This window comes from Nocardia sp. NPDC049526, assembly GCF_044465765.1.
GTDB lineage: Bacteria > Actinomycetota > Actinomycetes > Mycobacteriales > Mycobacteriaceae > Nocardia.
In genome coordinates, this window is record NZ_JBITMA010000019.1 from 78,193 (window position 1) to 89,670 (window position 11,478).

At 64.2% G+C, this 11,478-nt stretch carries 12 protein-coding genes; 4 read left to right on the top strand and 8 right to left on the bottom strand.

Going from position 1 to position 11,478, the window contains the following annotated elements:
- Positions 1-28 precede the first annotated feature (28 nt).
- Positions 29-244 (top strand): hypothetical protein, encoded by a 216-nt coding sequence (locus ACIBW7_RS38415; RefSeq protein ID WP_397055248.1) that lies wholly within the window; start codon positions 29-31, stop codon positions 242-244.
- A 285-nt stretch (positions 245-529) separates the two neighbouring features.
- Here the strand turns inward: ACIBW7_RS38415 and ACIBW7_RS38420 are convergent, their stop codons facing one another.
- The 4 genes from ACIBW7_RS38420 to rplN are packed head-to-tail and all read right to left on the bottom strand — an operon-like array spanning position 530 to position 1,972.
- Entirely contained in the window at positions 530-715 is a 186-nt protein-coding gene (locus ACIBW7_RS38420) for a type Z 30S ribosomal protein S14 (protein WP_062983162.1), read from the bottom strand.
- Positions 716-719: 4 nt separating this feature from the next.
- Positions 720-1,283, bottom strand: coding sequence for a 50S ribosomal protein L5 (gene rplE / locus ACIBW7_RS38425; RefSeq protein WP_397055251.1), 564 nt, complete (start codon positions 1,281-1,283; stop codon positions 720-722).
- 1 nt (position 1,284) lies between these two features.
- The gene (gene rplX / locus ACIBW7_RS38430; RefSeq protein WP_397055253.1) at positions 1,285-1,602 is read right to left on the bottom strand and encodes a 50S ribosomal protein L24; all 318 of its coding nucleotides are present in this window, start codon (positions 1,600-1,602) and stop codon (positions 1,285-1,287) included.
- A 1-nt stretch (position 1,603) separates the two neighbouring features.
- Entirely contained in the window at positions 1,604-1,972 is a 369-nt protein-coding gene (rplN, locus tag ACIBW7_RS38435; protein ID WP_209884040.1) for a 50S ribosomal protein L14, read from the bottom strand.
- 346 nt (positions 1,973-2,318) lie between these two features.
- Between rplN and ACIBW7_RS38440 the strand changes: the two genes are divergently transcribed.
- A complete protein-coding gene (locus tag ACIBW7_RS38440) occupies positions 2,319-4,364 on the top strand; it encodes a M13 family metallopeptidase (protein ID WP_397055256.1) in 2,046 nt (681 codons plus the stop codon).
- Between the two features lie 98 nt (positions 4,365-4,462).
- The gene (locus ACIBW7_RS38445) at positions 4,463-6,499 is read left to right on the top strand and encodes a M13 family metallopeptidase (protein WP_397055258.1); all 2,037 of its coding nucleotides are present in this window, start codon (positions 4,463-4,465) and stop codon (positions 6,497-6,499) included.
- Between the two features lie 21 nt (positions 6,500-6,520).
- On the opposite strand, the gene ACIBW7_RS38450 is transcribed toward ACIBW7_RS38445, so the two are convergent.
- The 4 genes from ACIBW7_RS38450 to ACIBW7_RS38465 form a co-directional block, all read right to left on the bottom strand.
- Positions 6,521-6,814: a Uma2 family endonuclease gene (locus ACIBW7_RS38450; RefSeq protein WP_397055260.1), complete on the bottom strand. Its 294-nt coding sequence runs from the start codon at positions 6,812-6,814 to the stop codon at positions 6,521-6,523.
- A 41-nt stretch (positions 6,815-6,855) separates the two neighbouring features.
- Positions 6,856-7,194: a hypothetical protein gene (locus tag ACIBW7_RS38455; RefSeq protein WP_397055262.1), complete on the bottom strand. Its 339-nt coding sequence runs from the start codon at positions 7,192-7,194 to the stop codon at positions 6,856-6,858.
- 244 nt (positions 7,195-7,438) lie between these two features.
- The gene (locus tag ACIBW7_RS38460; protein WP_397055264.1) at positions 7,439-8,500 is read right to left on the bottom strand and encodes an MAB_1171c family putative transporter; all 1,062 of its coding nucleotides are present in this window, start codon (positions 8,498-8,500) and stop codon (positions 7,439-7,441) included.
- A 45-nt stretch (positions 8,501-8,545) separates the two neighbouring features.
- A complete protein-coding gene (locus ACIBW7_RS38465) occupies positions 8,546-10,315 on the bottom strand; it encodes an MFS transporter (protein WP_397055266.1) in 1,770 nt (589 codons plus the stop codon).
- Positions 10,316-10,491: 176 nt separating this feature from the next.
- On the opposite strand from ACIBW7_RS38465, the gene ACIBW7_RS38470 reads away from it, so the two are divergent.
- Positions 10,492-11,472 carry an ABC transporter substrate-binding protein gene (locus ACIBW7_RS38470; protein WP_397055268.1) on the top strand — a complete coding sequence of 327 codons (981 nt, stop codon included), beginning with the start codon at positions 10,492-10,494 and terminating at the stop codon, positions 11,470-11,472.
- Positions 11,473-11,478: the final 6 nt, after the last annotated feature.

Genomic DNA, 11,478 nt, shown 5'->3' on the forward strand with positions numbered 1-11,478 from the left:
TCCCGCATGGCTCACAAGCTCTGCGAGGTTGACGCGGGTCACTTTGGAGCGTGAGAAGAGCGCGATCTCGGTCGTTCACGCCTATGCGCTGGAAACCACACATGGTGAGCTCCCCGCTGGCGTACGCCCGCTCTACCCTGCCAACTACCTGCTGACCGGCTCGTGGACGCCGAAGGACTCCGACGCGATCACCACGGACTTCCCGTTCCCCATACACATCCCCTGGTCTGAACTCGAATTCTGAACCGCAGCACGGGAATCGACAGCCTCGCAACCGGATGCGCTATCGATTGAGCGGCGGGAGTCGAACTCGGGCCTCGAATTCCTTGGCGGAACGCGGCTCCGGCAATTCGACGAGGAATGGCCCGAGCACCTAGTCGACAGCATCAACTGGGTCCGGTCGTTTCCGTGGCGATAGAGATCGCCCCGCAATTTGACTACGCGCGGTGAGCGCGCCGAAGGCACGGACTCGGATGAGTCCGTGCCTTCGGCCAGTATTCAGTGTTGTGCGCTCACAGGGAGCGCGGGCTCACCAGGAGCTCTTGTGCACGCCCGGGAGCTCACCGCGGTGCGCCATTTCGCGCAGGCACACGCGGCACAGGCCGAACTTGCGGTACACCGCGTGCGGGCGGCCGCAGCGCTGGCAGCGGGTGTAGGCGCGAACGGCGAACTTCGGCTTGCTGTTGGCCTTGTTGACCAGTGCTTTCTTAGCCATGTGCTCAGTTCTCCTTGAACGGGAAGCCGAGGTGCTTGAGCAGGGCACGGCCTTCTTCGTTGTTGGTCGCCGTGGTCACCACGGTGATGTCCATACCGCGCGGGCGGTCGATGGAGTCCACATCGATCTCGTGGAACATCGACTGCTCGCTCAGGCCGAACGTGTAGTTGCCGTTGCCGTCGAACTGCTTCGGCGACAGACCGCGGAAGTCGCGGATACGGGGCAGCGCGATGGAGACCAGGCGGTCCAGGAACTCCCACATGCGGTCGCCGCGCAGGGTGACCTTCGCGCCGATCGGCATGCCCTCACGCAGCTTGAACTGCGCGATCGACTTGGTGGCCTTGCGGATCTCGGGCTTCTGACCGGTGATCAGTTCCAGATCACGGACCGCGCCGTTGATGAGCTTGGCGTCGCGCGCGGCGTCACCGACACCCATGTTCACGACAACCTTGACCACGCCCGGGATCTGCATCACGTTGGCGTAGTCGAACTCGCTGTTCAGCGCGTCCTTGATCTCGGCACGGTAGCGCGCCTTCAGACGCGGCTGAGTCTGCTCAGAGGTGGTCATATCAGATGTCCTTCCCGTTCTTACGGGAGATCCGGACCCGCTTGCCGCTCTCCTCGTCCGTCCGGTAGCCGACGCGGGTCGGCTTGCCGTCGGAGTCGACGACCATCACGTTGGACACGTGGATCGGAGCTTCCTGGGTCACGATGCCGCCCGAGGAGGCACCACGCTGGTTGGTGGAGTTGGCAACGTGCTTCTTGATCCGGTTCACGCCCTCGACCAGGACCCGGTTCTCCTGCGGGTAGGCCTGGATGACCTTGCCCTTGGCGCCCTTGTCCTTACCCGAGATGACGAGCACCGTGTCGCCCTTGTGCACCTTCATGTCAGAGCACCTCCGGAGCCAGCGAAACGATCTTCATGAACTTCTTCTCGCGCAGCTCGCGGCCGACCGGGCCGAAGATACGGGTGCCACGCGGGTCGTTGTCCGGCTTGATCAGCACGGCCGCGTTCTCGTCGAACTTGATGTACGAACCGTCCGGGCGACGACGCTCCTTGACGGTGCGCACGACGACGGCCTTGACGACCTCGCCCTTCTTGACGTTGCCGCCGGGGACAGCGTCCTTGACGGTGGCGACGATGATGTCGCCGATGCCGGCATAGCGACGCGACGAACCACCGAGAACTCGGATGCAGAGGATTTCCTTCGCACCCGTGTTGTCGGCGACGCGCAGTCGCGACTCCTGCTGAATCACTTCAGCCTCCTTGACCTGGATGTATACGCACGCCGGATTGCCGACCCGACGGGCATGGTCGTGTCACCACCCGAAACGCGCGCCTGCCAGCGGTTTTCTCGATCAGATCGATCAACCACCGGGGGTTCGCGGCTGGATTGCGGGCACAGCTCCCGCAGGCAACCGGTTCAGTGTAGGGGAATCCCCAGGTCGGTCCCAAATCGGGTCCCGCAGGCACAGGCTGAACTTCCGCTGTGAAACCCGCGTGGATCAGTGCTCTCGGGCCGTCCCGTTACTACCCTCGAAACAAGCAAGATCACCGGATGAACTGTGCACATTCCATATCATCGCTGAATAGGGGGTTTCGTTGAGTTCGTCTGCGCGTTCCACCCGGCTCGGTCGTCGCACCTTTCTGATCGCACTCGGTGTGATTCCGGCCACCACCGCGCTGGTCTCCTGCTCGCGGGAGCAGTCGGTGCGGCTCACCGGGGTCGATATGCGGGGCGAGGACCCGGCGATTCGTCCGCAGGACGATCTGTTCCGCTACGTCAATGGCGGCTGGCTGCGGGATTATCAGCTGCCGCCGGACAAGCCGTCTCACACCACCTTCGACGAGGTCGGCGACCGGGTGGAACAGCAGCTTCGGGAGATCATCGAGGGCATCCACGACCCGAAGGCCGGAACGGCAGAGCAGCAGATCCGCGATCTCTACGACGCCCGGGTCGATCTGGCCGAAATCGAGCGGCTCGGCGTGACCCCGCTGGCGGATCTGTTCGCGGCAATCGACGGCGCGACGACCAAACCGGATCTGGCCAAGGTGATGGGCGGGCTGCCGATCGGCGGGCTCATCGGTTTGTCCGTCGGGGTCGATCAGAAGAATTCGGCCGAATACGTCGCGAACATCTCCCAGTCCGGTATCGACCCGAATATGGGCGAGCAGTATTACCGCAAGCCCGAATACGCAGAGCAGCGCGCCGCCTATCAGACCTATCTGCAACGCATCGCCGCGGGCGCGGGCTTTCCCGATCCGGCGGGCACCGCCCAGCGAGTGTTCGACCTGGAGACCAAGATCGCCGCCGATTTCTGGGACGACGTTCGACTGCGCGATCCCGATGCCGCCTACAACCCGATGAGCTGGGCCCAATTGACCGCGCTCGCACCGCAATTCGATTGGGAGCCGTGGCTGGCGGGCAATACCGACCGACCGCGCGCACTGCTCGATCGCGTGGTGGTCGGTCAGCCGTCGTTCGTGACGACCGCCGGAAAGCTCTGGGCCGAGGTCGATATCGCGGCCTGGCGGGAGTATCTGCGCCTGGCCGTTGTCAAACAGTTCGCCTCGCTGCTACCCAAGGCCATTGCCGACGCCGAATTCGATTTCGTCGGCAAGGTACTGCAAGGGTCGCAGGAGCGTCCGGAGCTGTGGAAGGACGGCATCGCGACCGTCAATGCGAACCTGAGCCAGCCGCTCGGGAAACTCTATGTGGACGAACACTTTCCGCCCGCGGCCAAAGAGCGCGCCTTGGCGATGGTCGCCGATCTCATATCCGCCTACCGGGCCGACTTCACCGATTCGACCTGGATGTCGCCGCCGACCAGACAGGCCGCCATCGCGAAGCTCGACAAGATCGTCACCAAGATCGGCTATCCGGACAACTGGATCGACTACTCGGGATTGACGATCACCCGCGGCAAGTTGATCGAATCCGTCCGCGCCGCACAGCGTTTCGAGACCAAGCGCGGTTTCGCGCGGCTCGGTACCCCGGTCGACAAGTCCGAATGGCATATGCCGCCGCAGCTGGTGAATGCCCAGTACAACCCGAATGCCAATTCGATCTCGTTTCCGGCCGCCATTCTGCAGCCGCCGTTCTTCGACTCCGATGCCGCGACCGCGGTCAATTACGGCGCGATCGGAGCCGTTATCGGTCATGAGATCGGACATGGCTTCGACGATCAGGGTTCGCGCTACGACGGTGACGGCAATCTGCGCGACTGGTGGACGCCCGATGACCGGACCGCATTCGAGGCCAAGACCAAGCAGCTCATCGACCAGTACAACGCGCTGGTCCCGGCCGGTCTCGACCCGAGCAAGCACGTCGACGGCGCGCTCACGGTCGGGGAGAATCTCGCGGATCTGCGTGGTCTCGGTATCGCCGTGGCCGCCCTCGGCATCGCCGATAAACGTGACGGCAAGGGCGATCCGGACAACCGCACGCTGTTCCTGTCCTGGGCCCGGATCTGGCGGGAGAAATCGACGAAGCAGCACATGGAACTGCGACTGGCCATGGATCCGCACGCGCCCAACGAGTTCCGTTGCAACCAGGTGGTCCGCAATATCGACGAGTTCTACACCACCTTCGCCGTCGAGCCGAGCGACAAGTTGTACCTGGCCGTGGACCAGCGCGTCTCGCTCTGATCCGACGGGCTGGCAACGCCGGAGACAGGTAGCCTCGGACCAGCACTATCGCGCCTGACGAGGATGCGGCCGGGACCGCATCGGGAGAGGAAATCCTCGTGACATCAACCGGTCGTCTCGGTCAGCTGGACCGTCGTGCCTTCCTGATCGCGCTCGGGGTGGTGCCCGCGGCCGTCGCCCTGGTCTCCTGCTCGAAGGATGAGCATCAGGTGCGGCTGACCGGGGTCGATATGGGCGGCGCGGACGAGGTGATCCGGCCGCAGGACGATCTGTACCGGCATGTCAACGGCAGGTGGCTGCGGGAGTACCAGCTGCCGCCAGATAAGGCCGCGGTCGGCGCGATCAGCGATGCGAGCGATCGGACGCTGGATCAGCTGCGCGAGATCATCGAGGGCATCAAGGATCCGAAGCCGGGTTCGGAGGCGCAGCAGATTCGCGATCTCTACGATGCGCGCCTCGATGAGGCCGCCTTCGAAACGCTCGGCCTGACACCGCTGACCGATCTCTTCGCCAAGATCGATGGCGCGGCGACCAAACCGGATCTGGCCAAGGTGATGGCGGAGCTGCCGATCGCCGGGCTGATCGGTATCGGAGTCGGCATCGATCGCAAGGACTCCAATGCCTATATCCCCACCATCAGCCAGTCGGGTATCACGCTGAGCGAGCAGTACTACCGCAAGCCGGAATACGCCAAGCAGCTCGCGGGCTACAAGACCTACCTCGAGCAGATGTCCGCGGGCGCCGGGTTCGCCGATCCGGCGGGGATCGCGCAGCGCATCGTCGATCTGGAGACCAAGATCGCGGCGGCGCATTGGGACAGCGTGCGCAATCGCAACACCGATGCCACCTACAACGTGATGGGCTGGCACGATCTGGTCGCGCTCGGACCGCAATTCGATTGGGATCCGTGGATGGCGGGCAATACCGACCGGCCGCGCTCGCTGTTCGACAAGATCGTGGTGGCGCAGCCGTCGTTCGTGACCGCGGCCGCGCAACTGTGGGCCGATACCGATATCGCGCTGTGGCGAGAGTATCTGCGGGCCAATGTGGTCGCGGAGTTCGCCCGATTCCTGCCCAAGGCGATCCGCGACGCGCGGTTCGATTTCGTCGGCAAGGTGCTCAGCGGACTCGAGGAGCGGCCGGAGACCTGGAAGTCCGGCGTCGGCGTCGTCGACGACAATCTCGGTGACCAACTCGGCAAACTGTATGTGGACAAGCACTTTCCGCCGGCCGCCAAGGATCGGGCCAAGGAGATGGTGGCCGACCTCATGGCCGCCTATCGGGAGAACTTCACCAATTCGACCTGGATGTCCAAGCCGACCAGGGATGCCTCGATCGGCAAACTGGACAAGATCGAGGCCAGGATCGGATACCCGGATAAGTGGGACGACTACTCCGCGCTGAAGATCACCCGGGGCAAGCTGATCGAATCCCTGCGCGCCGTCAATGCTTTCGAGTCCAAGAAGGCGTTCAACCGGCTCGGCACTCCGGTGGACAAGTCCGAATGGGGTATGTCGCCGCAGACCGTCAATGCCTACTACTCACCCACCAGCAACCAGATCACCTTCCCCGCCGCGTATCTGCAGCCGCCGTTCTTCGACAAGGACGCGACGACCGCGGTCAATTACGGTGCGGTCGGCGCGACCATCGGTCACGAGATCGGCCACGGCTTCGACGATCAGGGCCGTAAATACGACGCCAGCGGTAACCGCAGCGACTGGTGGACACCCGAGGACCTGGCCGCATTCGAGGCCAAGACCAAACAGCTGATCGATCAATTCGACGTGCTGGTCCCCGAGGGCCTCGATCCCAAATACCACGTCGACGGCGCACTCACGGTCGGCGAAAACCTCGCCGATCTGCGCGGCCTGCAAATCGCCGTCGAGGCCTACCGCATCGCCGCCAAGCGCGACGGCATCGACCCCGACTACCAGCAGATGTTCTTCTCTTACGCCCGCAGCTGGCGCGAAAAGCAGACCGAGGAATCGACCATCAGCCTGCTCCAGGACGTCCACGCCCCAAACGAATTCCGCTGCAACCAGATCGTCCGCAATATCGCCCAGTTCTACAACACCTTCACCGTCAAGGAAGGCGACAAGCTCTTCCTCCCCGAAAACCAGCGCATCACCCTCTGAGCCGGAGGCCGACCTTCTTCGTTATCGGACCAAGTCCGCGAAGCTGATATCGCCCAGCACCACGTGCTCCCGTCGTACGATTCCGTCGCGATGCAACCGGTGCAGGCGGTATTCGGCGGCGTGGGCGTCTAGCCGGAACTCATGGACCTCTTCGATGTCGTACTTGGTATCGAGTGCGACGACAAGATAGAGCGGGATGCCTGCGCGGGCGTATTGCGCCTTCTTGTCGAGCAGATCCACAGCGGCGGCGGATGCCGAGGAAACCTCGATAGATGGGTGTGCGATAAGCCCGGCTGCAGTGCCGGGCTTATCCATAGGGAACCGCTTATGGGCTTTCGCCGCCGCGTCGACTCGGGTCAGAAGGCACTGCCGGTGGAGGGGCGGGGGAAGAAGCCGGGCCAGCCGGGGTAGCTCGGGTAGCCGGGGTAGCTCGGGTAGCCGGGGTAGCTGCGGTGGCCCCAGCCACCGTTGCCCCAGCCGCCGAAGCCACCCCAGCCGCCGAAACCGCCATGGCCATGGTGGCCGTGGATGTCTTCGACCTGATCCACCTGCACGATCGCCGGACCCTGGGTGTCGGTCGTATCGGCGAGCGCAGGGCCCGCGACCGCGGCGATCGGGGCCAACGCCAGGGCGGAGGTGATGGCGATGCGGGCGACCATGGGGCGGACGCGTCCGGCGGAACTCTTTTGATTCATCGGAACTAACCTCAATTCGGTATGCGTCAGTCGTGCGAAGACCCGCGTGCTCACGGGTTCGACGTCGATGCCTCCCGGACGAGAGGATCATTATTGACGTCATTTAACGTACCGCTAGATAGCGGCACGTTCAATAGGTTCGCAATAGATGACATGACAGCAACCAGCGGGCTGGGGTGGCGAGGAACTCAACGCTGCTGCACAACCCGGAGAGCCCGCCTCCGCCAACGCGGCGAAATAGGTTTCAACGCGCTGGAGCTTCGAGGCTCGCATGCGCCAGCGCGCGGGCCCTCGGCCATTCCGCAGCCAGGTCCAGCAGGTGCCTGAGTTCATCGGCCCGGTCACGCAGGGCGAACGCAGTGGCGCGGCCGGAGGCCCGCACGGGAGGCCCACCAGCAGCTTTGGCCTGCACTGCCCATGCGATACACCGCGCGTATTCGCGTATATCGGTGTGCGCCTCGACATCCGGTGCGTACGGCCGCAATTGCACCAGGGCGTCGCGGATTTCGACCGTCATCCGATAAAGCAGCGACGCGGAGCCGCTACTCGGCGGGGCCAGCACCACCTCCGGTACGGCATCCGTCAGCGCCTGCCACAGCGGACGCAGTCGGCGACAGCAGTGCCCGGCCCGATCCAATTCCGCCCGAGCCAGCAACGCATTCCAGAGCGGGATCGCGATCAGCGCGGTGAGCAGGACCAATGTCGCGTATGTTCCGATCGCCCAGATCAACCCTGGCTCATCGGGTCGGGTGCCGTTGGCCGTCCGCACGAGCGAGACCACCGTCGAAACCACGGCATACACGGCGACGAATAACAGTGCACCGTAGGTCAAGCGTTCCTTCACGGGGGTCTCGGCGGTGCGTAATTCCCGCACGCAGGCCCGCGTCATCAGGAGGCCGGACCAAGCGGTCGGCACCGCGGTCAGCGACCAGACCGTCGGCCCCCAATCCTCGCGGCCTGCCAACATGCCGACCAGCACAACACATCCGGCCGCTGCGGCGATCCCGTCATAGGTGCGCTGCCGCCGCGCCGCGGTCCGCGCGTCTGTGCCATCGAGCAATCGTGCGAATCCGAAGACATTCGCCACCGCCAGCGCACCGAAGATCGTGAACAGATCGAGCGCGAGATGAGCCCGGCCGAGCCGGCCGACGCAGATGAAGACGAGCAGACCGACCAGATCCCAGGCCAGTGCACGATTGATGAGCCGGTCGCTGAGGGTCTCGTCGACCAGGAACCACCGGCCGATGGTGATCGCCGCGACGAATCCGACGATCACCACGACGGGCGCGACCGGCACCGAGTTCATGGCTCCAGACAGTAGAGTCCGAGCGCGGCACGCACCAACCGTGACTCAGCGCACGGCGACGAGTTCGTCGGCCTCGGCGAGTTCGGCCAGTTCCTCCTCGACGTACTTATCGCCCGCGAAGTACGAGGCCGCGGCGGCCAGGAACATCATCAGCGCGGCCGAGACGAACACCACGATCAGACCCGAGTGGAACGGTCCGGTGAGCAGATGCGGGAAGAACTCCTGACCGGTGAGGGTGTCCGCATTGACGCCCGGCTTGGCCAATTCGCCGCTGGGGCCGAGCAATTCCTGGATCGGGTTGTACCCGAGGAAGGCGGCGAACATGCTCGCGACGGGCGGCAGATCGGCGAGTTGGGACGCGGCGCCCGCGGATACGCCCTGGGCGCGCAGACCACTGTCGAGTGCCGAGGGCAGGCTCGCGGCGAGGCCGACGACCATGAGCGAGAAGAAGATTCCCATCGACAGCGCATTGCCGCCGTTGAACAGGGTGCCGCGCATGCCGGAGGCCGCGCCGCGCTGGGACGCGGGCACGCTCGACATGATGGCGGCGGTGTTCGGGGAGAAGAACAGTCCGCAGCCGATGCCGTTGAGCAGCACGACCGTGGCGAATACCCAGTAGTTGAAGTCGACCGGGATGACGAGCAGCAGCAGGAAGGTGAGCCCGGCCAGTGTCGCGCCGCCGGTGGTGAACCGGCGCGATCCGTAGCGGTCCGACAGCCAACCCGAAACCGGTCCGGCGGCAAGGAATCCCACGGTCAGCGGCAACAGATAGATACCGGCCCACAGCGGCGTCGATTCGTAGTCGTAGCCGTGCAGCGGCAACCAGATGCCCTGCAGCCAGATGATCAGCATGAACTGCATGCCGCCGCGGCCGATCGAGACCATCAGATTGGCGAAATTGCCGAGGCCGAACGCACGGTTGCGGAACAGCGACAGATGGAACATCGGCTCGGCGACCTTGGTCTCCACCACGCAGAACGCCGCGAGCAGCGCGATGCCGCCGAACACCGCACCGAGCACCCATGGGTTGGACCAGCCGGTGGGATGTCCGCCATGCGGCTGGATGCCGTAGGTGATGCCGGTGAGCAGTGCGGTCAGGCCCAGGCCGAAGGTGATGGTGCCCGCCCAGTCGACCTTGCCCTTGGTGCGCACGCCCACCTCGTGTAGTGAGCGGTAGGACCAGATCGAACCGATCACGGCGATCGGCACGCTGACCCAGAACACCGCGCGCCAATCCCATTCCGAGAGCACGCCGCCGATGATCAGTCCGAGGAAGGAGCCCGCGACCGCGGCGACCATATTGATGCCGAGTGCGGTACCACGCTGTTTGGCCGGGAAGGCATCGGTGAGGATGGCCGTCGAATTGGCCGTCAGCATGGCGCCGCCGATGCCCTGCAGCACGCGCCAGACGATGATCCACATCGCGCCCGAACCACCCTGGAACGGATCGAAAGACAGCGCGACCGAGGTCACCGCGAAGACCGCGAAGCCGAGGTTGTAGATCCGGACGCGGCCGAAGATATCGCCGAGCCGCCCGAACATCACCACGAGCACCGCGGTGACGAGCAGATAGCCCATCAACATCCACAGCAGATAGCCGACATTGCCCGCTTCCAGTGGATTCAGCCCGATACCGCGGAAGATCGCGGGCAGCGAGATCAGCACGATCGAGGCATTGACCGCACTGAGCAGCACACCAATGGTGGTGTTGGTCAGGACAATCCATTTGTAGTGCGGGTGATCCCGGTCGTAGCGCAGGCGGCGGCGAATGGTCTGGACATCACCCAGATCGAGATCGGCAGATGGAATCGTCACGGTAGCCCCTTGCTGATTGTTACCTCAGGAAACTATATAGTTAGCCGATGTAACTATCAAGCCGGTTCCACTCTCGCTCGATCGGATTTGGGCTGACATAGGTTAGCCTTAGCTGATCTGTCGAGTGCGGCTCGGACGAGCCGATCGAGAAGACCTCGATGAAAGAGGGTGCAACGATGAAGTCTGTCCGGACCTCACGCATCTGGGCGCGGGCGGCGATCGCCGTGCTCGCCGGTGCGCTCACGCTGGGGACGGCCGCATGCGGATCGTCTGACGACGACGGGACTTCCGGAAGCGAGTCCGTCACGATCGCACACGCCCGGGGCGAGACCACGATCACCGGTACCCCGAAAAAGATCGTCGCGCTGGGCAACCAGTGGCTGGACACGGCACTCGCGTTCGGCGTGACACCGGTCGGCTATGTCGACAATGTCGCCGTGCTGTCCAAGGACGCGCCGCCCTGGCAGCCGAAGATGCCCGAGGCCGCGAAGCCGTTGAACACCACCGGCAATCTGGCCGAGCAGGTGGCAGCGCTCGAACCCGACCTGATCCTGGTCGACGCCTTCATCGCCGACCAGAAGAACTACGACGATTTCAGCAAGGTGGCCCCGACGTTGCCCGGCCTCAGCAAGGAAATCGTCACTCCCTGGCAGGATTTGGTGACGACGCTCGGCAAGGTGCTGCACAGAACGGACCAGGCCGAGAAGATCATCGGCGGTGTGAACGACAGGGTCACCGCGATCACCCAGGCCAATCCCGGCCTGCAGGGCAAAACATTCGCCAGCACGTTCCTGTTCAGCAATACCCAGCTGATGGTGCTCACCGACGCGAACGACGGATCCGCCAAGCTCTTCGCACAGCTCGGCCTCGGGATCCCGAAGAACCTCGCCGCGCTACCCGCCAACCAGGGCCGGGTGGCGCTGTCGCCGGAACGGCTCGATGAGCTGACGGCCGATCTGTTGCTCGCGGGCGCCGGGTCCGGAATGGACGAAAAGTACCGGCACCTGCCCGGATACGCCGATCTACCCGCGGTGCGGAAGAACGCGGTGGTTGCGCTGAACACCCAGGAGATCACTGCGGTGAACCAGCCGACCGCGCTGTCGATCCCCTACCTGCTGGACAAGCTGACGCCGGTCCTGGCCAACGCCGCAAAATAGGAGTTC